General features: G+C 38.5%; 26 protein-coding genes. 4 read left to right on the top strand and 22 right to left on the bottom strand.

From position 1 onward, the window contains the following. Positions 1-310: 310 nt before the first annotated feature. The 13 genes from sucD to AADH04_RS02510 form a co-directional block, all read right to left on the bottom strand. Positions 311-1,198: a succinate--CoA ligase subunit alpha gene (gene sucD / locus AADH04_RS02570; protein ID WP_434778691.1), complete on the bottom strand. Its 888-nt coding sequence runs from the start codon at positions 1,196-1,198 to the stop codon at positions 311-313. Continuing rightward, positions 1,198-2,370 carry an ADP-forming succinate--CoA ligase subunit beta gene (sucC, locus tag AADH04_RS02565; protein WP_434778690.1) on the bottom strand — a complete coding sequence of 391 codons (1,173 nt, stop codon included), beginning with the start codon at positions 2,368-2,370 and terminating at the stop codon, positions 1,198-1,200. Before sucC ends, sucD begins: the two co-directional genes overlap by 1 nt. Before the next feature lie 15 nt (positions 2,371-2,385). Next, positions 2,386-2,952: a hypothetical protein gene (locus tag AADH04_RS02560; RefSeq protein WP_434778689.1), complete on the bottom strand. Its 567-nt coding sequence runs from the start codon at positions 2,950-2,952 to the stop codon at positions 2,386-2,388. A 6-nt stretch (positions 2,953-2,958) separates the two neighbouring features. Next, positions 2,959-4,386 carry a dihydrolipoyl dehydrogenase gene (gene lpdA, locus AADH04_RS02555; protein ID WP_434778688.1) on the bottom strand — a complete coding sequence of 476 codons (1,428 nt, stop codon included), beginning with the start codon at positions 4,384-4,386 and terminating at the stop codon, positions 2,959-2,961. A 66-nt stretch (positions 4,387-4,452) separates the two neighbouring features. After that, on the bottom strand, positions 4,453-5,667 hold the full coding sequence (gene odhB, locus AADH04_RS02550) for a 2-oxoglutarate dehydrogenase complex dihydrolipoyllysine-residue succinyltransferase (RefSeq protein ID WP_434778687.1): 1,215 nt from the start codon (positions 5,665-5,667) through the stop codon (positions 4,453-4,455). Positions 5,668-5,726: 59 nt separating this feature from the next. Continuing rightward, on the bottom strand, positions 5,727-8,555 hold the full coding sequence (locus AADH04_RS02545; RefSeq protein ID WP_434778686.1) for a 2-oxoglutarate dehydrogenase E1 component: 2,829 nt from the start codon (positions 8,553-8,555) through the stop codon (positions 5,727-5,729). 121 nt (positions 8,556-8,676) lie between these two features. Further along, entirely contained in the window at positions 8,677-9,960 is a 1,284-nt protein-coding gene (gltA, locus tag AADH04_RS02540) for a citrate synthase (protein ID WP_434778685.1), read from the bottom strand. A 33-nt stretch (positions 9,961-9,993) separates the two neighbouring features. Next, on the bottom strand, positions 9,994-10,242 hold the full coding sequence (locus tag AADH04_RS02535) for a succinate dehydrogenase assembly factor 2 (RefSeq protein WP_434778684.1): 249 nt from the start codon (positions 10,240-10,242) through the stop codon (positions 9,994-9,996). Next, positions 10,239-10,943 (bottom strand): succinate dehydrogenase iron-sulfur subunit, encoded by a 705-nt coding sequence (locus tag AADH04_RS02530; RefSeq protein WP_434778683.1) that lies wholly within the window; start codon positions 10,941-10,943, stop codon positions 10,239-10,241. Before AADH04_RS02530 ends, AADH04_RS02535 begins: the two co-directional genes overlap by 4 nt. Before the next feature lie 14 nt (positions 10,944-10,957). After that, positions 10,958-12,721, bottom strand: coding sequence for a succinate dehydrogenase flavoprotein subunit (gene sdhA, locus AADH04_RS02525; RefSeq protein WP_434778682.1), 1,764 nt, complete (start codon positions 12,719-12,721; stop codon positions 10,958-10,960). Then, positions 12,721-13,065: a succinate dehydrogenase, hydrophobic membrane anchor protein gene (gene sdhD / locus AADH04_RS02520; RefSeq protein WP_434778681.1), complete on the bottom strand. Its 345-nt coding sequence runs from the start codon at positions 13,063-13,065 to the stop codon at positions 12,721-12,723. The genes sdhA and sdhD overlap by 1 nt, the downstream gene beginning before the upstream one ends. After that, the gene (gene sdhC / locus AADH04_RS02515) at positions 13,059-13,433 is read right to left on the bottom strand and encodes a succinate dehydrogenase, cytochrome b556 subunit (protein ID WP_434778680.1); all 375 of its coding nucleotides are present in this window, start codon (positions 13,431-13,433) and stop codon (positions 13,059-13,061) included. The genes sdhD and sdhC overlap by 7 nt, the downstream gene beginning before the upstream one ends. 205 nt (positions 13,434-13,638) lie before the next feature. Beyond that, the gene (locus AADH04_RS02510; RefSeq protein WP_434778679.1) at positions 13,639-14,367 is read right to left on the bottom strand and encodes a GntR family transcriptional regulator; all 729 of its coding nucleotides are present in this window, start codon (positions 14,365-14,367) and stop codon (positions 13,639-13,641) included. Between the two features lie 367 nt (positions 14,368-14,734). Here AADH04_RS02510 and AADH04_RS02505 point away from each other — a divergent pair, with 367 nt between their 5' ends. Continuing rightward, positions 14,735-15,712, top strand: a complete 978-nt coding sequence (locus tag AADH04_RS02505; protein WP_434778678.1) for a malate dehydrogenase — start codon at positions 14,735-14,737, stop codon at positions 15,710-15,712. 69 nt (positions 15,713-15,781) lie between these two features. On the opposite strand, the gene AADH04_RS02500 is transcribed toward AADH04_RS02505, so the two are convergent. The 4 genes from AADH04_RS02500 to AADH04_RS02485 form a co-directional block, all read right to left on the bottom strand. Beyond that, positions 15,782-16,207, bottom strand: coding sequence for a ProQ/FINO family protein (locus AADH04_RS02500; RefSeq protein ID WP_434778677.1), 426 nt, complete (start codon positions 16,205-16,207; stop codon positions 15,782-15,784). A gap of 93 nt (positions 16,208-16,300) precedes the next feature. Beyond that, positions 16,301-16,729: a hypothetical protein gene (locus AADH04_RS02495; RefSeq protein ID WP_434778676.1), complete on the bottom strand. Its 429-nt coding sequence runs from the start codon at positions 16,727-16,729 to the stop codon at positions 16,301-16,303. A 69-nt stretch (positions 16,730-16,798) separates the two neighbouring features. After that, positions 16,799-17,014 (bottom strand): cbb3-type cytochrome oxidase assembly protein CcoS, encoded by a 216-nt coding sequence (gene ccoS, locus AADH04_RS02490; protein ID WP_434778675.1) that lies wholly within the window; start codon positions 17,012-17,014, stop codon positions 16,799-16,801. Further along, positions 17,014-17,331, bottom strand: a complete 318-nt coding sequence (locus AADH04_RS02485; protein ID WP_434778674.1) for a hypothetical protein — start codon at positions 17,329-17,331, stop codon at positions 17,014-17,016. Before AADH04_RS02485 ends, ccoS begins: the two co-directional genes overlap by 1 nt. A 157-nt stretch (positions 17,332-17,488) precedes the next feature. On the opposite strand from AADH04_RS02485, the gene dusA reads away from it, so the two are divergent. Further along, positions 17,489-18,472, top strand: coding sequence for a tRNA dihydrouridine(20/20a) synthase DusA (gene dusA / locus AADH04_RS02480; RefSeq protein WP_434779783.1), 984 nt, complete (start codon positions 17,489-17,491; stop codon positions 18,470-18,472). A gap of 64 nt (positions 18,473-18,536) precedes the next feature. Here dusA and rpsI read toward each other — a convergent pair whose 3' ends face one another. The 5 genes from rpsI to mutY all read right to left on the bottom strand — a co-directional run bounded on the left by rpsI (position 18,537) and on the right by mutY (position 23,657). Next, complete coding sequence (rpsI, locus tag AADH04_RS02475; protein ID WP_434778673.1) at positions 18,537-18,929, bottom strand: 30S ribosomal protein S9; 393 nt, start codon at positions 18,927-18,929, stop codon at positions 18,537-18,539. Positions 18,930-18,939: 10 nt separating this feature from the next. Next, entirely contained in the window at positions 18,940-19,368 is a 429-nt protein-coding gene (rplM, locus tag AADH04_RS02470; protein WP_434778672.1) for a 50S ribosomal protein L13, read from the bottom strand. Positions 19,369-19,443: 75 nt separating this feature from the next. Then, positions 19,444-21,660 carry a RelA/SpoT family protein gene (locus tag AADH04_RS02465; RefSeq protein ID WP_434778671.1) on the bottom strand — a complete coding sequence of 739 codons (2,217 nt, stop codon included), beginning with the start codon at positions 21,658-21,660 and terminating at the stop codon, positions 19,444-19,446. Between the two features lie 147 nt (positions 21,661-21,807). Then, the gene (satP, locus tag AADH04_RS02460) at positions 21,808-22,392 is read right to left on the bottom strand and encodes an acetate uptake transporter (RefSeq protein ID WP_434778670.1); all 585 of its coding nucleotides are present in this window, start codon (positions 22,390-22,392) and stop codon (positions 21,808-21,810) included. Positions 22,393-22,616: 224 nt separating this feature from the next. Further along, positions 22,617-23,657 carry an A/G-specific adenine glycosylase gene (gene mutY / locus AADH04_RS02455; protein WP_434778669.1) on the bottom strand — a complete coding sequence of 347 codons (1,041 nt, stop codon included), beginning with the start codon at positions 23,655-23,657 and terminating at the stop codon, positions 22,617-22,619. Between the two features lie 163 nt (positions 23,658-23,820). On the opposite strand from mutY, the gene AADH04_RS02450 reads away from it, so the two are divergent. After that, positions 23,821-24,156, top strand: coding sequence for a hypothetical protein (locus tag AADH04_RS02450; RefSeq protein WP_434778668.1), 336 nt, complete (start codon positions 23,821-23,823; stop codon positions 24,154-24,156). A gap of 35 nt (positions 24,157-24,191) precedes the next feature. Next, positions 24,192-25,340: a THUMP domain-containing class I SAM-dependent RNA methyltransferase gene (locus AADH04_RS02445; RefSeq protein WP_434778667.1), complete on the top strand. Its 1,149-nt coding sequence runs from the start codon at positions 24,192-24,194 to the stop codon at positions 25,338-25,340. Positions 25,341-25,342: the final 2 nt, after the last annotated feature.

Below are 25,342 nucleotides of genomic sequence, written 5' to 3'. Positions count from 1 at the left end.
GCTCAGCTATACGACATAACTGAGCCAAGAATTTATAACTACTACAAAAGGAATTTCAGGTAAGGATTATACGAGAAAAGTGTTTTATTGTATATATATTTTTATAAAAGAATTTATAAAAATATATAAAAAAACAAAAAATAAAATAAAATCAATATATTATATTTTTAAAAATCCATATATAGTTATTTTTAATTGAATTATTTTTTTTGATTATTTTTTTATGTTGTTTTGATAGAGTGTTTATAATAAAAAATAGCCTGAAACTTTAGTTTCAGGCTATTTTGATATAAAGCAGAATAATTAATGATTACAACATGCCTTTACTTTTTAAAAGCTCATGCATGGTTGAACCAATTTCAGCTGGGCTACGAGTGTAAGTGACACCTGCTTTTTCAAATGCTTTAAATTTTTCTTCCGCAGTACCTTTACCACCAGAAATAATCGCGCCTGCGTGTCCCATACGTTTACCTTTAGGTGCTGTTACCCCAGCAATATAACCCACAACAGGTTTGGTAACGTTGGATTTAATGTATTCAGCAGCTTCTTCTTCTGCTGTACCACCAATTTCACCAATCATCACAATTGCTTCTGTTTGAGGATCATTTTGGAACAACTCTAACGCATCAATATGGCTTGTACCAGGAATTGGGTCTCCACCAATACCGATACAGGTTGATTGACCTAAGCCTAGTTTGGTTGTTTGAGCAACTGCTTCATAGGTTAGGGTACCAGAACGAGAAACAATACCAATTTTTCCTGGTAAGTGAATATGACCTGGCATAATACCAATTTTACATTCACCAGGGGTAATGATACCTGGGCAGTTAGGACCAATTAAGCGAACATTGCCCACCGTTTCGATATAACGTTTGGCTTTTAGCATGTCTAAGGTAGGAACACCTTCAGTAATCACCACAACCAAACCAATGCCAGCATCTACTGCTTCGACAATTGAGTCCAAAACAAATGGTGCAGGTACATAAATGACCGATGCATCTGCTTGAGTTTCTTTAACCGCTTCTTGCATTGTATTAAATACAGGTAAGTTTAAATGTTTGCTGCCACCTTTACCAGGGGTGACACCACCAACAACCTTAGTACCATATGCAATGGCTTGTTCAGAGTGGAATGTGCCATTTTTTCCAGTAAAACCTTGTACCAATACTTTTGTGTCTTTATTGACTAATACGCTCATTATTTTTCCCCTTTTACAGCAGCAACAATTTTTTGGGCAGCATCTGCTAAACCTTCAGCAGGAATTAATGTCAGACCAGATTCAGCCAATAGTTTTGAACCTAATTCAGCATTATTGCCTTCTAAGCGTACAACAACAGGTACAGTGACCTTAACTTCTTTCACAGCAGCAATAATGGCTTCTGCAATCATATCGCAACGAACAATACCGCCAAAAATGTTGATTAATACGCCTTGTACAGATGTATCAGCTAAAATAAGTTTAAATGCTTCAATTACGCGATCTTTTGTGGCACCACCACCTACATCTAAAAAGTTTGCTGGTTGTCCGCCATAAAGCTTGATGATATCCATTGTTGCCATAGCAAGCCCAGCACCATTGACCATACAACCAATATTGCCTTCTAATGCAACATAGTTTAAGTCAAACTCACTTGCTTTGAGTTCTCTTTCGTTTTCTTGAGATTTATCTCTTTGTGCCAATAGATCAGGGTGGCGATACATAGCATTAGAGTCCAAACCAATTTTTGCATCCACACAAGCTAAAGAGCCATTACCACGGATAGCCAAAGGATTAATTTCAAATAAAGCAAAGTCATTTTCAACAAATGCTGTATAAGCGTTTAGCATTAAATTGGTGAACTCTTTAATTTGACCATCTTTTAAACCCAATGCAAAAGCAACTTCGCGTGCTTGAAAGGGTTGCATCCCAACCAATGGGTCTACAGTTACTTTAATGATTTTTTCAGGTGTTTCTTCTGCAACTTTTTCAATTTCTACACCACCTTCGGTAGAAGCCATAAAAGTTACACGGCGGCTAGAGCGATCAACTACGGCACCCAAATATAATTCACGCTCTACTGGATACATGTCTTCGCAAACCAAAACGCTGTTTACTGGTTGACCATTAGCATCTGTTTGATAGGTAACAAGGTTTGTGCCAATTAGGCTTTTCGTTACTTCTACTGCTTCTTCACTGCTTTTGACAACTTTTACACCGCCTGCTTTACCGCGGCCACCTGCGTGAACTTGTGCTTTGATCACAGCAAATTTACCACCAAGTTCATCAAAGGCTTTGGCTGCTTCTTCGGCAGTTGTTGCTAAAACCCCTTGCTGTACAGGTAAACCGTATTTGGCAAGCAAGGTTTTAGCTTGATATTCATGTAAATTCATAGGGTTTTTCCTCTATTATTGTGGTTGGGAAGGATTCGCTATTTTTTGGTCAATTAATTGGCGAATCTGGTTTTCAAACTCTTGTTGTAACCGTTTTTGGTCTTCAACAGCTTGTTTGTTCTGTGTGTTAAGCGCATCTTGCATTGAACGTCTGGTTTTTTCCTGTTCTGCAATCATGTCATCAAAACGTTTTTGGTATTCTTGTTGGATTTGTAAGTAGCGATCAGGGTCGGGTTTGGTGAGTTTTACCTCCTCTAAAAGAGTAGGAGATATATCAAATTTAGGTTCTTTTGCCGGTAAAAGCATTGTTCCCGTGATATAACACACCAATCCTAATAAACCGAAACTGAGTACAACTAGCCCTTTCATACGAGATTTAGGTACAAAATAGTAAATGGCAAAACCAAAACTAAAGAACATGGCAATGGCAACCCAAAGCATTTTCTTCTCTTTGTATTGATCAAATTGGCCAACACTACTTATAACGGCATATATATGAAAAAGCGTTGTGGCGGCAAAGGCAAAAATACCTGCTGGAAACAGTACCATGCCCATTGCAGCTTGTTGTACGTCAGTAACCATTTTTACTTATCCGTGTAATGCACGTTTATCAACAGCTAATGCTGCTTCATGTGTGACTTCTGATAAAGAAGGATGGGCATGAATAATGCGTGCTAAGTCTTCGCTTGATGCTTTAAACTCAATGGCCACGACTGCTTCACTAATCAGTTCTGAAACCATTGGGCCAATCATATGTACACCTAAAATACGATCGGTTTTGGTACAAGCTAAAATTTTAACTGTGCCTTGAGCTTGTCCTAAACCCAAAGCACGTCCATTAGCAGCAAAGCTGGAAGTGCCTTTTTTGTATTCAATGCCTTCTGCTTTTAATTGTTCTTCTGTTTTACCTACCCATGCAACTTCTGGTGAAGTATAAATGACCCATGGCACAGAATTAAAATCGACATGAGGTTTTTGTCCAGCAATACGTTCTGCTACGGCTACACCTTCTTCACTGGCTTTGTGAGCCAACATTGGGCCACGTACCACATCACCAATTGCCCAAACATTAGGTAGGTTGGTTTGGCAAAGATCATTGACAGTAATAAAGCCTCTTTCATCAACTGCAAGCCCAACTTCTTTGGCACCTAAGCCTTCGGTGTTGGGAGTACGGCCAATTGCCACGATCAATTTATCTACTTCTAAAGTGTGCTCTTTTGCATCTACTTCATAAGTCACTTTAACCGTTTTGCCATTGGTAATTTCTTTTATTTTGGTATTTAACTGAATGATTAAACCTGTGTCTTTGGTTAATGTTTTAAATGCTTCTTTTGCAATTTGTTGGTCTGCTGCTGCCATAAAGGTGGGCATGGCTTCTAAAATAGTCACTTCACTACCTAAGCGTTTCCATACAGAACCCATTTCTAAACCAATGACTCCTGAACCAATCACTCCTAAACGTTTTGGTACTGCAGTTAAATTTAGTGCACCTTCATTGTCTAAAACATTTTTATTGTCAATAGTAACTAATGGTAATGGGCGAGGGCGGCTGCCTGTTGCCACAATGACATGTGTCGCTTCGATTAAGTCTTTTTGTTTGCCTTTGGTTACTTCAATTTGCCATTTACCATTGTTTTGAGCTTTTAAACTACCTTTCCCATGGAGGCTTTCTACTTTATTTTTTTTGAATAAAAAGCCAATACCACCAGTTAGTTTGGTGACAATACCATCTTTCCTGGCGATCATTTGTTTGGCATCAAAAGAAGCTTTGCCTACTTTGATACCATGTTCCGCGAAGTCGTGTTCTAAAGCATGAAGATTTTCACTTGATTGGAGCAATGCTTTGGAGGGAATACAACCTACATTTAAACATGTACCACCTAGAGCAGGCTTACCGTCTTTACCAATAAAATCATCAATACAAGCAGTTTTAAACCCCAATTGTGCTGCGCGAATCGCTGCTATATAACCACCAGGGCCAGCACCTATAACAACTACATCAAAATGTTGACTCATTATATTGTCCTTTGTTATTAGGTACTTGTCAGGAAATAAAATATCCTGACAAGTATAATGAAATGATTAAACGTCTAAAATTAAGCGTGCAGGGTCTTCTAATAAGTCTTTAATGGTTACTAGAGTCAAAACTGCTTCTCGGCCATCAATAATTCTATGGTCATATGATAAAGCCAGATACATCATTGGTCTAATGACAATTTGGCCATTTTCGACAACAGCTCTTTCTTTGGTTGAATGCATACCCAAAATAGCAGATTGTGGTGGATTGATAATAGGTGTGGACATCATAGAGCCAAATGTTCCTCCATTGGTCACAGAGAAAGTGCCACCTGTTAAGTCTTCTAAAGCCAATTTGCCATCTTTTGCTTTTACGGCAAATTCAGCAATTTGACGTTCAATATCAGCAATCGACATTTGATCTGCATTGCGCAAAATAGGCACAACCAAACCGCGAGGACTACCTACAGCGATACCGATATCAAAATAGCCGTGATAGATAATATCGTTGCCATCAACAGATGCATTCACAACAGGGTATTTTTTCAAAGCGGCAACTGCTGCTTTCACAAAGAAAGACATAAAGCCCAGTTTGATACCATGTTCTTTTTCAAATTTTTCTTTATATTTTGCGCGTAAATCCATCACAGGCTTCATATTAACTTCATTAAAGGTTGTTAATATGGCGTTTTCTTGTTGTGATTGAATCAAACGCTCTGCTACACGTTGACGTAAGCGAGACATCGGGACACGTTGTTCAGGTCTTTCACCTAAGGGTAGGGCAACTGCTGCAGAGCTGCTTAATACTTGGTTTTGAGAAACTTGACCAACATGAGTCGGCGCTTGTTTGTTACCTGCCGCTTGTACATCCTGTTTTAAAATACGACCATCGCGACCAGTACCTTGTACGGTATTTAAGTCTACATTATTTTCTGCTGCTAATTTTGCCGCAGCAGGCATGGCTATTGCTTCTTTACTTGTTTGAGTAGGTGCTTTTTCTGCTTCTGGTGCCGCCGCTGGTGTGGCAACATTTTCTGCTTTTGCCGCAGTGTCAATTTTGGCCAATAATTGCCCTGAGGTAACCGTTGCACCATCAGCTTCAATGATTTCAACAATAACGCCTGCCTGAGGTGCAGGTAACTCTAATACAACTTTATCTGTTTCTAGATCAATTAGGCTTTCGTCTCGTTCGACAAATTCACCTATTTTTTTGTTCCATGTCATTAAGGTTGCTTCAGAAACACTTTCAGGTAACTGGGGGACATTTACTTCAATAATCATGTTCTTTCTCCTGTATGGCACATCTTTAAATAAATGTACCTAAAAAATGAGTATATTAATTACTTGTCTAAATTTAAGGCATCATCAACCAGAGCTTTTAATTGAGCAATGTGTTTGCTCATATAACCAACTGCAGGAGAAGCACTAGAAGGACGACCAGCATAGCTTAAAGTTTGCTTTCCTGTGAGTAAACCTTCTAAACGATGGCGTAATTGGTACCACGCTCCTTGGTTTTTAGGCTCTTCTTGCGCCCAGACCAACTCTTTTGCGTTTTTATAACGACTTACTTCAGCTGCAATCATTTCTGTTGGGAATGGGTAAAGCTGCTCAATACGTATAATCGCAATTTGATCATCTAATTTACGTTCTTCACGTTCTTTGGCAATATCATAATAAACTTGACCTGAACATAGGACAATGCGTTTTACATTTTTATCGTTTTTGACGATGCTATCCCCAATGATGGGTTTAAAGCCACCACTGATCAGTTCATTGATATTACTCATAGAGTCTTTATAACGTAATAAGCGTTTAGACATAAATATAACCAATGGTTTGCGGTATGGTCTGAGCATTTGACGGCGCAATACATGGAACATTTGTGCCGCTTCACTCATCATCACAACTTGAATGTTGTGTTCAGCACAAAGTTGCAACCAACGTTCTACACGACCAGAAGAATGCTCCGGTCCTTGCCCATCATAGCCATGTGGTAAAATGGTGGTTAATCCACATAAGCGTCCCCATTTTGTTTCACCAGAAGTTAAAAACTGGTCAATAACGACTTGCGCACCATTGGCAAAGTCACCAAATTGACCTTCCCATATCACCAATTGTTCTGGAGATGAACACGCATAGCCGTATTCAAAAGCATAGACTGCTTCTTCATTTAAAATCGAATCAATCACAGTAAAATCAGCTTGATTTTCAGATAAATTAGCTAAAGGAATATAACTGCCTTGATCCCAACGTTCACGATTTTGATCGTGAAGAACAGCATGACGATGAGAGAATGTGCCACGTCCAGAATCTTCTCCTGAAATGCGTACAGGATGACCATTGGTCACTAAGCTAGCATAAGCCAATGTTTCTGCCATACCCCAGTCAACATCCTGTTCACCAGCAGCCATTGCTTGTCTGGCCGCGAGAATTTTTTGGACAGTAGGGTGCACTTTAAACCCTTCTGGTACAGAGGTTAATCTTTCAGCAAGTCTTTGAATATCATTTAATGGTAAGGTTGTGTCAACAGGTTCTGCCCAGTGGGTGCCTGCATAAACAGACCAATCAGGAGCATATTGACGTTGATAATTGGTGATTGATGTTTGTTCAACATGTTCACCTTTGTCTAGTGCATCGCGGTAGGCTTTGATCATTGATTCTGCTTCGTCTTCAGTAACCACTCCTTCATTGACTAAGCGTTGGGCGTATAATGACCGTGTGCCAGGGTGTTTGGCAATACGTTTATACATCATAGGTTGTGTTAAGAATGGATCATCACCCTCATTATGTCCAAGCTTACGGTAGCATACTAAGTCGATCACCACATCTTTTTTAAACTTCATGCGGTATTCTAAAGCAGCTTGGGTAACATAGCATACTGCTTCTGGATCATCACCATTTACATGGAAAATAGGCGCATTGATCATTTTCGCAATATCGGTACAGTACATACTAGAGCGGGTATCTCGTGTATCGGATGTGGTAAAACCAATTTGATTGTTAATCACGATATGGATGGTGCCGCCTGTTGTGTAACCGCGCGCTTGCGATAGGTTAAATGTTGCTTGGTTGACCCCTAAACCAATAAAAGCTGAATCCCCATGAATCAAAATAGGCATTACTGCTTTTGCTGCATCACCTGTACGGCGTTTTTGACGAGATTTGGTTGAGCCTTCTACAACTGGGTTCACAATTTCTAGATGAGAAGGGTTAAACGCAAGCGATACGTGGATTGCACCTTGATTGGTCATTAAGTCTGAACTAAAACCCATGTGGTATTTAACGTCACCACTTGGCAGTTCAACTAAAGGTTTGCCTTCAAATTCGCTAAATAAGTCACGTGGCAGTTTGCCTAAGGTATTAACCAAGACATTTAAACGACCACGGTGCGCCATCCCAATAACAATTTCTTCTACACCAAGTTCTGAGGCACCATGAATCAGACTGTTTAACGAAGCAATGGTGCTTTCACCACCTTCTAAGGAGAAACGTTTTTGCCCGACATAGCGAGTATGCAAATAACGCTCAAGTGTTTCAGCTGCGGTAATTTGTTTTAAGATATTGCGTTTTTTGTCTTTAGAGTAGCGAGGGGTGGATAAATCATTTTCAAAACGATTTTGTACCCATTCTTTTTCGGCTGGTTGGTTGATATACATATATTCCAAACCAATTGAGCCACAATAAGTTTGTTTGAGTTTGGCTAAAATTTCAGATAAAGGCAAACGAGGAGAATTATCATGATGGCTGGTATTAAAATACATGGCCATATCTGCGTCGGTTAAACCGTAGAAAGATGGATCTAGCTCAGGGCAAACAGTGACATCCATCCGCTCCAATGGGTCTAAATGAGCGTGACGCAAGCCCAAAATACGATAGGCCGTGATCAAGCGCAATACCGCAACTTGTTTTTTCATGGATTCAGCATCAGCACTTTTACTGGCTAAATATTGAACCTGAGGTTTTTTTGCTAATTGAACAAATGATTCTTGTATCGGCGTATGAGGAATATCTAACTCTGCAGCCCCTGGTGAACTAGCTAGATCGTCAAAATATTGTTTCCAATGTTCATCAACCGAATTTGGGTCACTCAGATAAGATTCATAAAGCTCTTCAATATAAGGCGCGTTAGAACCGAACAAATAAGAGAGACCACGTTGTTCATTCATCATGATTAAAGCCCTTTTTGCTTTCTTTAAATGTATGTTACTACATGTTTATACTAAATAAATAACGACTTCTTTGTATTAAAAGGAGGTTAGCCTAACAGCTTGCCTCCTTTTATTTTTAGTCTTAACGTTTATCCACTTGGACAAAATCTCGACGTTTACTGCCAGTATATAATTGGCGAGGACGACCAATTTTTTGTTGTGGATCAGAAATCATTTCTGCCCAGTGACTGATCCAACCAACTGTTCTTGCTAAGGCAAAAATAACGGTAAACATTGAAACAGGAATACCAATTGCAGATAAGACAATACCTGAGTAGAAGTCTACATTAGGGTAGAGTTTACGTTCGGTAAAGTATGGGTCTTGCAAGGCAATTTCTTCTAATTTCATGGCCAGCTTGAATTTAGGGTCATCTTGTAAACCTAGTTCGCTTAATACTTCATAACAGGTTGTACGCATAATGGCTGCACGAGGATCCATATTTTTATATACCCTATGACCAAAGCCCATTAGGCGATGAGTTCTGTTTTTAACTCCTTCGATAAAGGCTTCAATATTAGATTCATCTCCGATTTCATCTAACATTTTTAAAACAGCTTCATTTGCGCCACCGTGGGCCGGTCCCCAAAGACATGCAATACCAGAAGAAATACACGCAAATGGGTTCGCACCAGAAGAACCAGCCAAACGTACTGTAGAAGTAGAAGCGTTTTGTTCGTGGTCCGCATGCAAAATGAAAATACGATCAAGTGCTTTTGCTATAACAGGATTAGGTTTGTATTCTTCACATGGAGAAGCAAACATCATGTGTAAGAAATTTTCGCTATAAGACAGTTTATTTTGAGGAAAATTAAAAGGTGCACCAATAGAGTAGCGGTAACACATTGCTGCAATAGTGGGTACTTTTGCAATCAAGCGATCCATGGCAATTTGTCTGTGTCTTGGATTGGTAATGTCTAAGCTGTCTTGGTAGAAGGCAGACAATGCACCTACAACACCAACCATCATGGCCATTGGGTGGGCATCACGTCTAAAACCTCTGAAGAACCAAGTTAATTGTTCATGAACCATTGAATGATGGCTGATGATATCAACAAATTGATCTTTTTGTTCTTTAGTAGGTAGTTCACCGTTAATCAATAAGTAGCATACTTCCAGATAATCACTGTGTTCTGCTAATTGTTCAATGGGATAGCCTCTATAGTAGAGCAGGCCTTTGTCACCATCAATAAAAGTGATTTTAGACTCACATGATGCTGTAGAAAGGAAGCCAGGATCTAGTGTAAACATACCCGCTTTAGCGTTTAAGGTACGAATATCAATCACATCAGGGCCTAAAGTACCTTGTAATACAGGTAGGTCGATTAATTCTTGGTTGTTTTTGACCAATTTTACGCTATCTGACATATATTTCTCCTATTGTAGATGGGTGCTTCATTATTATATGGATCGAAGACGATTAATTAGAGGAACCCATTCAGGATTTTGTGGTTCTGCTTTACCATTTACTATGTCTAGAAACTCAGTATCTGGTAAATCCAGAATTTGACAATAAATGGTCATATCATGATCATTTAATTGGTCAAAATCCTGATCGAGAAACTTTTGTAAAATTAAATCTAATTCTAAAAGCCCTCTACGGGTACGCCAACGAATGCGTTTTCTTTCCACTTCGTCAAACTTGCTCATACGGCACGCTTTAACATTATCTCTTTGATTTTACCAATTGCACCAGTTGGGTTTAGATGTTTTGGACAAACATCCACACAATTCATAATCGTGTGACAACGGAACAATTTGTATGGATCATTTAAGTAATCTAAACGCTCGTTTGTGATCGTATCACGTGTATCTGCAATGAAGCGGTAAGCATTCAATAAACCAGAAGGCCCAACGAATTTATCTGGATTCCACCAGAACGAAGGGCAGGCGGTAGAGCAGCAGGCACATAAAATACATTCATACAAACCATCAAGTTCTTTACGCTCTGCCTGAGATTGAATACGTTCCCGTTCTGGCGCAGGTGTATCGTTCACCACATAAGGTTTAATTGAGTGATATTGATTAAAGAACTGGGTCATATCCACAATTAAATCTCTAACAACAGGTAAACCGGGCATTGGCTTTAAGACAATGGGCTGTTTTAGAGAACGAATGTCTGTAATACAGGCTAGACCATTTTTGCCATTGATATTCATGCCATCTGAACCACAAATGCCTTCACGGCAAGAGCGGCGGAACGAAATGCTGTCATCTTGTGCTTTTAGTTTGACCAATGCATCCAATAGTTTGACATCAGTAGGCTCAATTTCAAGCTCATAGTCTTTCATATAAGGTTTCGCATCCACTTCAGGATTATAGCGATAGACCTGAAAACGAATTTTTTCCATGTAGTCAGCTCCTTTTAATACACACGTTTTTGTGGTTTGATGTAATCCACAGTCAGTGGCTTAGTATGTACGGGTTTATAGATCAGTTTATTGCCTTCACTATAATAGAAAGTATGCTTCATCCAGTTTGCATCGTCACGATCAGGATGATCATCTGATGCGTGGGCACCACGAGACTCTTTCCTTGCTTGTGCTGATACTAAAGTGGCTTTAGCAACTTCAATTAGATTATCTAATTCTAGCGCTTCTACCCGAGCTGTATTCCATACTGCGCTTTTATCACCGATTTGTGTGTTTTTGACACGTTCAGCTAACGCCATGATTTGTTCAACACCTTCATCCAATACAGAATCTGTACGGAATACACCTGCATGGCGTTGAACTGTTTGTTGCAATTCTCTACGCAGTTCATCAACATTTTCACCCTCTGTTTGAGTATTCAAACGATTTAGGCGAGTTAGGGTTTGTTCCGCTGCATTTTCTGGTAAAGCTTTGTGTTCTTTATGTGAATTGATGTATTCAATCATGCTTTCACCCGCTGATTTCCCGAATACAACCAAATCCAATAAAGAGTTTGTTCCTAAACGGTTTGCACCATGTACAGAGGCACAAGCACATTCACCAGCAGCATAAAAACCATTGACGACTGTTTCCAGATTATCTTCTTTTGGCGCAACAACTTCACCTTTGTAGTTAGTGGGGATACCACCCATCATATAATGGCAAGTTGGTACAACAGGAATAGGGTCTTTAATTGGGTCTACACCAGCGAATTTAATGGCAATTTCACGAATACCAGGTAGTTTTTCGATGATTTTTTCTGAACCTAGATGATCTAGTTTCAGTAGAACATGGTCTTTATTTTTACCACAACCACGGCCTTCATGAATTTCAACGGCCATCGCTCGGCTGACTACGTCTCGTGAAGCTAGGTCTTTGACTGTTGGTGCATAACGTTCCATAAAACGTTCACCGTTGGCGTTTAATAAAATACCACCTTCTCCCCGAACACCTTCGGTAATCAGCACACCAGCACCAGCCACACCTGTTGGGTGGAATTGCCAAAACTCCATATCTTCTAATGGAATACCAGCTCGAGCAGCCATACCTAAGCCATCACCAGTATTGATAAAGGCATTGGTTGATGAGGCATAAATTCTACCTGCACCACCTGTTGCAAAAAGAACGGCTTTGGCATGAAGAATAAAAACATCGCCACTTTCCATATCTAAGGCAGTCACACCAACAACATCACCTTCTGAATTACGAATGAGGTCTAAGGCCATCCATTCTACGAAGAATTGTGTTTTTGCCCGCACATTTTGTTGGTAAAGTGTATGCAACATAGCGTGTCCTGTACGGTCAGCTACCGCACAAGCACGTTCAACTGGGCGTTGACCAAATTCAGCTGTATGCCCACCAAATGGGCGTTGGTAAATTTTACCGCTTTCTACACGGTCAAATGGCATACCCATATGTTCTAACTCAATAACAGCTTCAGGTGCACGACGAACCATAAATTCGATGGCGTCCTGATCTCCTAACCAGTCAGAACCTTTTACGGTATCATACATATGCCATTTCCAATGATCTTCTTGTACATTACCTAAGGAAGCAGAAATACCTCCTTGTGCGGCAACAGTATGCGATCTTGTTGGAAATACTTTTGATAATACAGTGGTGCTTAATCCTGCTTTTGAAAGTTCCAATGCAGCACGTAAGCCTGCACCACCACCACCGACAATAACGGCATCAAATCGACGAACAGGTACAGTCATTACATCCCCCAAATCACTTTAACAGAATAAATTAAACAAGCTATTAACCAAATGGCAGTGCATGTATGCAGTGTTAAGCGTAGGCATGCACATTTGATATAGTCCATCCAAAGGTCACGAATACCTACCCAAACATGTATGGCAACAGCCAAAAAGGTCACTTGGGTAAATAGTCTGACCCAAGTTTGAGCAAAAAATGTTTGCCAAGCAAAGTAGTCGTGGGGGATACAAAATAAGAAAAGGATCATGGCAAAAGTATAAATAGCCATAATCACGGCACTGAGGCGTTGCAATAACCAACTGCCTAAGCCATAGTGTGCGCCAGTGAGTTTACGATCTACCATAATGCTACTCCTAAAATAGCAGTTAGTACTAAACTGATGATAACCACTGCTTTAGCAGTTGTTCTTGCCGTATTTAATTCAAGCCCTTTGTGCATATCTAAAAATAAAAAGCGAATACCCGCACAAAAGTGATGCAAATAAGCCCAAAGTAAGCCCAATAAGATGATTTTGACTAAAGGATTAGCCACAACTTTGGTGTATGCTAAAAAATCGTCAGAATGACTTAATGTGCCTTGAAAAAAATAAAGCAGAAGTGGTAATGAGATAAAGAGAATTACCCCACTGACTCGATGCAAGATGGATACAATACCCGGAATGGGCAAGCGTATACTTGCAACGTCTAGATAGACAGGTCTTTGTTTTTGCATAGATTATCCCTTGTTTCGACCAAATTTAAAATACAGTTATATAGAGTATATAATCTGCATGCTCACACTTATTTTTATACTATTTATTTTTATTATTTTAAAAGTAAAACAGTACTGCTAACCATAAAATGTACACTTTTTTTGAACTGTTGAATAGTTTCTGGTTGTTAACTATTCAAAAATTTTGCTATTTTTTGTTATCTGTTTATCGTATAACAATGGCAAACTCATGGTTTAGTAAAATTCTTTTTCGCCATTCTATTGGTTCAGCGTTCAGGTTTTGAGTCATCCTGATAATTAAAGTGGCAGCATCTGCGGTATCTGCTTGCAATAGAACTGCTTCTTCTTTAGCTAAACGCATCACAAAAAGTTGCTCTTCTTTAACCGCTATATGTGTTGCATGTTTTCTTTGTAAAAATGAATATAATCCTCCTGACTCCTTAATAACTCGAGCGGAAAGATGTTCAAGAAATTCACAAGACAGATAAGCATAGTCAACCGCAATTACTTTTGCATTTAAGCGCCAGAGCGATGTTATTTGCCAAGCTTGTTGAGCACGACGTAAATTGAGGAAATGAGTGGCAGCGTCTGGTATAGTGACTTTGCTTAGGCTTAGGATTTCTTGTTTTGGTTCCTCTTGGATCAGATTTGATTTATCTGAAACATTGAGTGGAAACTTACCCCAATCACTAGGAGGAGGGTTCACAAAAGTTCCTACACCTTGTTGCCTAGACAATATGCCATATTCAACCAATTCAGTGAGCGCTTTTCGAACAGTGCCTTGGCTAACATCCAAAAGTTTTGCTAAATCCCACTCACTTGGTAAAGCCTCATTGATGAGAAAATACCCTTCATTTATCTTACTTAATATGTGCTCTTCTACCTGTCGGTACAAAGGCTGCTTCTGTAGTTTTTGTAGTGTTTTATCTTGCATTTTTACACAGCTTTCGCGCTATTCTTGCATTATTATTTGAGCATGTAAATAATAGTCTTATATAAGATATAGGAGTAAAGGTCTGTTTGTCAAAAGGTAATAGATTATTTCAATATAATTTTTAAATAAGCCTTAACTTTAACATGTTTTTTAGGTAAACTGTATTGGTTATATTTTATTATTTCTTTAACTATGCCAATCATAATTAATAAACTAATGGCATTGATTTTTAAAGACAATATCGATTCTTGTAGCGCATGCAATAACAGTTATTTATATTTTAAATCATTCAGGATATTTGTTTCTATAATAATTGAATGGTTTATTTCATCGTGTTTTAAAAATTAATCACTTCAAAGGAGAAAAAATGAAAACACCTATTCGTGTTGCGGTCACTGGTGCGGCAGGTCAAATTGGTTACAGTCTTTTATTCCGTATTGCCAGTGGTGAAATGCTAGGCAAAGATCAGCCTGTTATTTTGCAGCTATTGGATTTACCTCAAGCACAAACCGCATTAAAAGGCGTGATGATGGAGTTAGAAGATTGTGCTTTTCCATTGTTGGCAGGTATTGTTGCAAGCGATGATCCTGAAGTGGCATTTAAAGATGTGCAGGCAGCTTTGCTTGTTGGTGCTCGTCCTCGTTCTAAAGGCATGGAGCGTAGTGATTTGTTGGCTGCAAACGCTGAAATTTTTACTGTGCAGGGCAGAGCTTTAAATAAAGTAGCTGATCGTAATGTTAAAGTTTTGGTTGTGGGTAATCCTGCTAACACCAATGCTTATATTGCAATGAAGAGTGCACCTGATTTAAATCCTAAAAATTTTACGGCCATGCTTCGTTTAGATCATAATCGTGCGTTAAGTCAAATAGCCGCTAAAATTAACAAACCTGTTGCCAGTATCAAAAAGTTATGTGTTTGGGGAAATCATAGTCCAACCATGTATGCAGATTATCGTTTTGCTATAGCGGGTGGTCAAAATGTTAAGTCATTGATCAATGATGATGTTTGGAATAAAGATGTATTTTTACCTACGGTAGGTAAGCGTGGTGCGGCTATTATTGAAGCACGCGGTTTATCTAGTGCTGCCTCTGCAGCGAATGCAGCAATTGATCATATGCGTGATTGGTTTTTAGGAACAGATGGCGCATGGGTTACTATGGGTATTCCTTCTGATGGCTCTTATGGTATCCCTGAGGGAACTATTTTTGGTTTTCCGGTGACTTGTGCCAATGGCGAGTACGCAATGGTTAAGGGGTTGGAAATTGATGCCTTTAGTCAAGAGCGTATTAATTTAACATTGCAAGAATTGGAAGAAGAAAAAGCAGGTGTAGCACACTTGTTGTGATTTTGTTTTTGTTTAATAAAAAAGCAGCCAGAAGGCTGCTTTTTTATTTTCAGTAGATATTCACGCGTTTTATGGCGTATTGATTGCTTGTTGCTCTTCTGATGCTGATATATTGTTGCTTTGTTCTTCAGCTTCAGTGGTTGGTGTTTCTTTTACTTGCATACAAGGATGCTCTTGTGCAATTTTTTGTTCTTCTTCTGTGACTTCACCTTTAAATTTACCGTCTAGACCAAAACGTTTTCCTCCACGAGCCAGTGCTTTAATGTATCGTGGACGACGACAATGATTCGCTAATACACGAGAAACAAGAGTAGGATCAAATTGAGTCAGAACAGCTAATAAGTCTTTATCAATGCCAATAGCTAGAGGCTTAAAACGGCTAAAAACATCATATTTTTTGTAAATATAATCTGCAATCATTTCTGTTTGCTTTTTTTTGCTCATAGTTTGCACTGCTGCTTTTAGTGCTGCTCCTACAGCGGTTTCTTTCGTCATAAATGAAATTTCCTTGGTGTTCGAAGTTGTGAAAATATCAAAAAAAGTATGAGAAATCCAGCATTTTTCGATATTTACCTACAATATAACATTTTATTCACATTGATGTAATATTTTAGACCACGCTTTTGAGACAGTTGTGCCATTAGCGTACATTTTTGCATCGGTTGAACCATCTTTTTTATGTAAATCAATGCTCACGCCAGTGCTACCCGTAGCTGGGTTAATTAAGCTGATATTGTAATCACCGCGAGGAAATGATTCGGATTGTAAGAATTCTTCTGGAATTCTAAATGTGCTTAAAATAGCTTGCCTTAAACAAGTATTGGCTGCCTCTGGTTGCCCTTTTAGCGTGATATTATAAGTGGGCTCTTCAGTACGGTTGGGTAAAGTTCGTTCTTTCTTAGGTTCTATTGGAGAAGTTTTTTTGGGTGTGTTGTTTTGCGCAAAAGGATCAGTGGTGACACATGCACTGAGGATCATGGTGCTTAAAAGCAATAGGCTAACTTGTTTCATATTCATTGTTTAAAAACCTTTCAAAGCTAAATTTAATGGTAAATTTTCATTGTTCTCTGTAATGAACATTAATAACTAATTTTGGTTATTTGAGTTGTCATGTTTTGAGTTTTTGTTTGTTTCTGTATGGATGTTTTCTTCATTTGTTGTTTGATCATCATCCATTAAAATACGATATGCTGGTCCTTCTAAATCATCAAATTGTCCATTTCTGGTTGACCACCAAAAGGCAAAGCCAATGAAAAAAGCCAAGATAATGCTTAATGGAATGAGAATATATAAACTTTCCATTATATCATTCCTGCCAGATCAATTAATTGCATTGTGATGCCTTCGATGATTAAGTGTTGTGCTTGTATTTTTGCTAAGGGTTGATTATTTTGATCTAAAATAAGGGTATGTTGTCCATCAAATTGCCACAGTAGTTCACCTAAGTTTTGTAGGTGCTCAGTTTTTTTGTATTCTAATGAGTTTATTAAGCCTTCATCTGAAACCATGGCGCGAAATAGGCAAATCCCTGATTGTGGCTCAATATTATCCGAACTCATTAATAAAAACCCAATTTGTTGGTTGTTTTGGCTGTGTAAAGCAAAGTTAATTGTATCCATGTATAAAATGAGGTCATACGGCGTTGATATCAATTAATTATACGTGAACTTTGATATAAAAGAGATGCTTTTTATTTAGGCCGTTCATTATTCATTAATTTGGATAAACCAAGAATTTGCTATAATGATAAATCTTTTATTGGTTATTGGTTGGTATATGTCTTCTGTTGTTTCTCGTCGGCTATCTGTTGCACCCATGTTAGATTGGACTGATCGTCATTATCGGTTTTTTGCCAGACAAATAACCCATCATGCTTTGTTGTATTCTGAAATGGTGACAACAGGTGCACTATTGTTTGGGCAGGCAGATAGATTCTTATCTTTTGATGAAGCAGAGCACCCAGTTGCTTTACAGTTGGGCGGTTCTGATCCAAAAGATTTGGCAAAATGTGCCATTTTGGCTCAAACATATGGTTATGATGAGGTTAATTTAAACTGTGGCTGTCCTAGCCCACGTGTTCAAAAGGGTGCTTTTGGTGCGTGTTTAATGAACGAAGTGTCTTTGGTTGCTGATTGTTTGAAAGCAATGCAAGATGTCACAGATATTGATGTGACAGTGAAACATCGCATAGGTGTAGATCGCGAGGACAGCTATGATATCGTACGTGATTTTGTGGGTGCGCTTGCTCATCAAACATCTTGCAGTACATTTATTGTTCATGCACGCAATGCATGGTTAGAAGGTTTGTCGCCTAAGGAAAACCGTGAAGTCCCGCCATTAAAATATGAATATGTTTATAAGCTCAAACAGGACTTTCCTGATTTGGAAATTATTATTAATGGGGGTGTAAAAACCAATGAAGACATTACGAAGCACTTAGATTTTGTTGATGGTGTGATGGTGGGGCGAGAGGCTTATCATAATCCTTATTTTATGGCACAGTGGGATCAATTATTTTATGATGATAGTCACGCAGTATTAACTCAAGTACAAATCGTCGATTTATTACGGATCTATTGCCAAAAGCAGCTTGATCGAAATCAGGGAACCAACATGCGCCATATGGTGAGACACTATTTAGGCTTGATGCAAGGTAAAAAAGGCGCCAAAGCATGGCGTAGAATGTTATCAGATGCTAAATTATTAAATGGTGCGGATACAACTTTATTAGTTGAAGCTGTTGGGTGTATTGAAAATTAGATTTTTGAATGTTGTACAGAATAAAAAGCCGCCCAATAGGCGGCTTTTTTGTATACAAAACAAATTAACGTTTTGAGAACTGTTTCGCGCGACGTGCTTTGCGAAGACCGAATTTTTTACGTTCAACTTCACGAGCATCACGGGTTACTAGACCTGCTTTGCTTAGTGTTGGTTTTAAAGCAACATCATAGTCAATTAGTGCACGAGTAATACCGTGACGAATCGCACCTGATTGTCCTGTTTCACCACCGCCAGTTACATTTACCTTGATATCAAAAGATTCTAAGTTTTCTGTAAGAACCAGCGGTTGACGTACAACCATGCGACCTGTTTCACGAGAGAAAAACTCGTCTAATGGACGACCATTTACTGTGATTTGGCCTTTGCCTTTTTGTAAAAACACACGAGCTACTGAGCTTTTACGACGGCCTGTGCCATAATAATATTTACCGTTCATTCAGTAATCCTTAAATGTCTAATACTTTAGGTTGTTGTGCAGTATGAGGATGTTCCTCACCAGCATAAACCTTTAGTTTTTTAATCATGGCATAACCAAGAGGGCCTTTTGGTAACATGCCTTTAACAGCAGTTTCCAGAACGCGAGCAGGAAAATGTGTTTGCATTTCTGTAAAGTTGCGTTCATACAGACCACCAGGATAGCCTGAATGGCGATAGTATTTTTTGTCTAATGCTTTATTACCAGTAACACGTAGTTTTTCTACATTTGTTACGACAATATAATCACCAGTGTCAACGTGAGGTGTGTATTCTGGTTTGTGTTTTCCGCGTAAGCGATGTGCGATCTCTGTAGCTAAACGACCGAGCACTTTGTCGGTAGCATCAACTACATACCAGTCACGCTTTACTTCTTGCGGTTTGGCTGAAAAGGTTTTCATGGAAACTCATCCATCTTAAATTCAATAAAGGCGCGATTATATGAGAATATCTGTGCCGTGTCAAATATCCATTGACTAAATTCGTTGTACAAACTGCACGCCTTTTATTTCAAGTAATGAGTTTAAAACCCTTGGTAAATCATTTACTTGTTTTATTTCTACGGTAAATCGCATGGTGGCGACCATATCTTTTGTCAGTGTTTTTACTGCAATGACATTTAATTTATTTCGAGAAAAAGTATCGGAAACATCACGTAAAAGAGCATTTCGATCGGTGGCAATAACTTGAATGTCTATGGGGAATAGGCTGCCATCAGGTTCGTTTTTTGCCCATTTTGCATTCATCACTTTTTCTGGTGTATTTTGCGCCAATTTGGTGAAAGTAGAGCAGTTATCTCGATGAATGGAGATACCCTTGCCTTTGGTTATGAAACCAACAATTGGGTCTGGCGGCGCAGGTTTACAACATTTAGCCAATGTGGTCATTAGGTTGTCTACACCGTCAATGAGGATACTTCCAGGGTTTTTTGCGGCTTTGCTACGCTTGATGATTGCGCTTTCTGGCAGTTGAGCAGGTTGTTCTGCTTCTTGTAATTTATTCACTGCTTTAGCAATTGCTTTGAGAGAGAGCTCGCCATGACCTAAGGCTGCATACACATCATTGATTTGGTTAAAACCCAATGCTTCAATAAGGGTGTGTAAGTTTGGCTGAGCATTTAAACGAGACAATTCTTTATCGAAAATTTGTTTGCCTGTTTCCAGTACAACATCAGCATTTTGTTGGCGTATAAACTGGCGTATTTTGCTGATAGCTTTTGAACTTTTAACCCATCCATCATGAAGCCAGTTTACAGAAGGGGAGCCTTCTTTTACTGTAATGATTTCAACACGCTGGCCGTTTTCTAATGGTGTGGAAAGGGGAACAATTTTTCCTTCTATCTTAGCACCCCGACAACGAGCGCCCAAGTCCGAATGTAAAGCGTAAGCAAAATCAATAGGGGTGGCACCATTAGGTAATGAAATAACTTTTCCTTGTGGTGTTAGTACATAAATGGTGTCGGAAAACAGCTCTGTTTTAAAGGCAGAGGCTAGATCACTTTGATCATTATTTTCTAAACTTTCTCGCCAATCCAGTAGTTGGCGTAACCAAGCAATTTTTTCTTCATAGACTGAATCGCCTTTTCCGCCTTCTTTATAGCGCCAGTGTGCAGCTACACCAAACTCTGCAAATTCATGCATGTCAAAAGTACGAATTTGAACCTCTACTTCTTTATCTTCTGGACCAATGACTGCTGTGTGTAAACTGCGATAGTCATTTGCTTTTGGATGTGAAATATAATCATCAAATTCGCCACGTATCGGTTGCCATATGCTGTGTATTACCCCCAGTGCAGTGTAACATTCAGGAATATTATTAACCAAAACCCGTACAGCACGAATATCATATAAGTCTTTGAAATCTAATTTTTTCTTACACATTTTTTTGTATATGGAGTAAATGTGCTTGGGGCGACCAGCTACTTCTGCATGAATATTCGATTTTTTTAATTCTGTTCGAAGTGTTTCTAGAACACGTTCTATATAATCAATTCGTTCACTTCGTTTACCATCAAGTAGTTTGGCAATTTTTGTATAATTTTCAGGATCCATATAACGGAAGCCTAAATCTTCTAACTCCCATTTGATTTGCCAAACACCTAAGCGATTAGCTAAAGGTGCAAAAATATCCAATGTTTCTTTTGCTATTTTTTTGGCCTGTTCTGGGTCATTTAGGTTTTTAAGGTAATGCATTGTTTCGGTACGAAGTGCCAGTTTGATCAGCACGACCCGAATATCATTAACCATTGATAACAACATTTTACGCATAGTCTCTGCCTGACGGGCAGTTTCTTCTGGTGTGCCGTTATTGTCTAATTTGGCTAACTCAGTTAGACGGGATAGTTGATTCACCCCTTCAATAAGGTTAAGTGTGTTTTCTGTAAAATGGGCACTTAAGTCTTTTTTCCAATCTTTATTAAAATTGGGTAGGCTAAATAATAGTGTTGCTGCAATGGCATCTGTTAACAGGTCTAATTCTGCAACGATTGTTGCTGCTGCAACAGCATGTTCAAAGAGATTTTCACCAATAAGATGGTGTTTGCTTTGCGCATAGGTTGCTTGTGCAATTTCAAATGCTTTATATATTTGTTTGGATTCTGGTTCAGATAGACCTGAGGTAATGGCATCAAGCCATTTTTCTGGTTTTTGTGCGTCTTTTAAGGTATCTGCCACACTTCTAACAACTGAGACCATAAATGGGATTCCCGCTTTATGATTAGCAATGAGGGCATTTTAGCAAATTATCAGCCAATAGGCGTAGTTGTTTAGAAAAATTTGACTTTAAAACAGAGTAAAAAAAACGTTAACTAAGCAGTTAACGTTTTTTTGATGATTTAAAATTCAGTGTGGTTCAGTATTTGATGCACCAATGGGTAAAATATTTTTCCCATATACTTCATTTAAGACTTCTGCCATTGCTAAATAAATGGCACTTGAACCGCAGATAATTCCTTCAAAACCAGCTATAGTTAAAATGGTTGTGTTGCCTGAAATATTACCGATTGCCAATAAAGCAAAAAGAATGGTGAGTGAACCAAATACAAACTGTAAACCTTTATTTGCTTTAAAGGTACCCATAAACATAAAAAAGGTAAAGATACCCCACAAAGCTAGGTAAATACCTAAAAAGGTTTTATCTGTTGGTGCTGTTGCAGCTGAAACAGGCAAATACCATATGCCAACCAAGGTTAACCAAAAAAAACCATAGGAAGTAAATGCAGTCACACCAAAGGTATTGCCTTTTTTGTATTCAAGAATACCTGCGATCACTTGAGCGATACCACCATAGAAGATTCCCATAGCGACGATTGCCGTTGTAACGGGGAAAAAACCTGCATTGTGTATGTTCAGTAATATTGTTGTCATGCCAAAACCCATTAACCCAAGTGGCCCAGGGTTAGCCAGTTTTATACTGTCTGTGTTCATAGTTGATGATTAGCCTTTATGTAATAATTGTTAGAAACATTAATAAAAATTACAGAAGAAAATTAAAAAGGGCTCATAATAAAAGCGCTTTTTAGATATAGGCAATCATTACCATGCTGATGGTTCAAAATGGTATTTTTTTGATATTGATATCGTTACTTTTTTGGAGGTTTTTATGTGAATTTGATGAATATCAATGTTTTTTATGTGATTTTTCTGAGTGTTTAAAATACTTTCTGTTGAGCCAATAGCTTAACCAAAGGTGTAGGAAGTGCTTTATTATTTAAATCAATTTCATTAACCCACTCATAAGGTGCATGAAGATGGATATCCTCTACAGATGTAAACAAGAAGGGGGTGATGAGTAATAGAAAGTGGGTGAGTCGATGTTTTATTTCATCATATTGTTCAAAATCATTCAAATCTAATTGATGTTCTTTTAAAAACTGCTGGGCATCGTTTAATTGTTCAAATGTGGGTAGACAATATAAGCCCCCCCAAATCCCTTTAGATGGTCGCTTAACCAATAGAATTTGTTTGTTTTTGTTGGTTATGATCAGCCAGTACAGTACTTTGGTTGGTACTGCTTTTTTTTCTTTTTTTCGAGGCAAAAGGTGGATAAGGTTTTGTGTTTTCGCTTGACATATATCGTTCATTGGACAAAGTAGGCATTTAGGCTTTGTACGGGTACAGATTGTGGCACCTAAATCCATTAACCCTTGTGTATAACGCCCCATGTTGTTTGATTCGGGCAAAAGAGATTCTGCTTTTTGCCAAAGTGTTTGTTCAAATTTTTTGTCTATAGGGTTTCCATCCAGAGCAAACACACGGCATATAACTCTTTTGACATTGCCATCAAGAATAGCCTCTCGTTTTTGAAATGAAAAAGCACAAATCGCTGCCGCTGTGCTTCTACCAATACCACATAATTTTTCTAAATGTTCCCTTGTGTCTGGAAAAATACCTTGAAATTCGCTCATAACTTGTTTAGCCGCTTTGTGTAAATTTCGGGCTCTGCTGTAGTAACCTAAGCCACTCCAAAGCGCCATAACATCATCTTCTTTGGCATTGGCCAAGCTCTCTATATTAGGAAAAGCGGTAATAAAGCGAGGATAATAATTTAAAACGGTGGCCACTTGTGTTTGTTGCAGCATGATTTCAGACAACCAAACATGATATGGATCTTGTACTTGCCAAGGGAGGTTGTGACGGCCTGATTGTTTTTGCCAAATAACGAGTTTTTGTGCAAATGTGCTTAATGTCATGCTGGTTGCTTTATCTTAAAATTAATTTGGCTGTATTGTAACAGGGGGTAGGGCAAAAGATAAGAATTACATATTCAATAAATAAGGTGCATGTTATCATGTTAGGCTGTTTAGCCGATTTTGTTTGGCTTGTTGCGTTATTTTTATTTCAGGTAAAAGATTTATGTCTGGTCGGTCTTTGACTATATTGTTATCATTTATGTTTATTTTGACTTCTAATAGTTATGCTCAAGAACATTATCCAAAAGATGTCTCTCAGTTTATAGATAAAAGAGATACATGTGATCATTTGCGTGGAGAAGTTGCTGGTGAAGCTGAAATTGATGGGCAAAGAAATATCTATCAGGTAATTGAGCTGGCGTGCACAGGGACTGATAAACAATTGATTAAATTGAAGAAAAAATATCAACGCAATGCTGTGGTGATGTCTGCATTGAATCAATATGAAGTGTGTATAGAGCTTTCTTCCCAGTGTGGTGAGCTTGATGTGTTTGAATAGGTTATAAAAATTTTTGAATGTTAAAGTGAGAAAAAATGAATGCTTTATTAAAGTGTTTTGTACCCTGCCCAAGAGGTTTAGAAGAAGTGTTAATGGCTGAAATTTCAACATTTGGTTGTTCCAGTATGACCAAAACAGATGGCGGCGTCAGCTTTTCGGGTAGTTTGGAAACGGTTTATAAAGTCAATTTAGGATCTCGTATTGCCAGCCGTGTTTTATGGCAGGTAGGGCATGGTAAGGTTCAATCTGAACAAGATGTCTATGCTATTGCGAAAAAAGTTGCTTGGCCTGATTTTTTTGATGTTCATCAAACATTTAAAGTCAAAGTAGATGGCAAAGGTGCTAAAGTGCGCAGCCTTGATTTTATCGGATTAAAAGTAAAAGATGCTTTATGTGATGTTTTTCGTGAGGTACATGGCGAACGTCCTAATGTAGAAAAATTTCAACCTGATGTACGTATTCATGTGTTTATTAATGCAACTGAGGTATTCTTGTTTGTAGATACCAGTGGCGAAGCATTATTTAAACGAGGTTACCGTGTGGATACGGGTTTAGCTCCGTTAAGAGAAAATCTTGCAGCAGGCATTTTAACCATAGCGGGATTTGATGGTTCTCAAAGCTTACTTGACCCTATGTGTGGCAGTGGCACAATAGCCATTGAAGCGGCATTAATTGCTCGAAATATTGCACCAGGGATTAAGAGAAGATTTGGTTTTGAGGCATTGAAAAATTTTAATGCAACCGCTTGGCAAGATATTAAAAACAAAGCCATTAAAATGCAAAAAAAATGTGCTGTTGAAATTTGTGCCAGTGATATAGACAGAAGATTGATTCAAGATGCACTAACAAACGCCCAAGCTGCTGGTGTAGCTGATGATATTGATTTAGGTGTGTGTGATGTCACAAAAACGCGTCCACATACGCCAGAAGGTTTGATTGTGACCAATCCACCTTATGGGGTACGTTTAGATGATGAGGAACGTTTAGCTGCGTTATACCCACAATTAGGTTCATGGTTAAAACAGTATTTTGCAGGTTGGACTGCTTGTTTTTTTAGTGGGGACATGCGTTTGCCCAAATTAATGCGCTTAAGTCCAAAGCGAAAATGGCCATTATTTAATGGGGCTATTGATTGCCGTTTATTTGTGATTGAGATGGTATCAGGTTCCAATAGAAAAAAATAATG

It is taken from the genome of Neisseria sp. Ec49-e6-T10, from assembly GCF_051132615.1.
In the GTDB taxonomy this organism is placed as follows: domain Bacteria; phylum Pseudomonadota; class Gammaproteobacteria; order Burkholderiales; family Neisseriaceae.
This window is presented reverse-complemented; position numbering and strand designations above follow the sequence as displayed.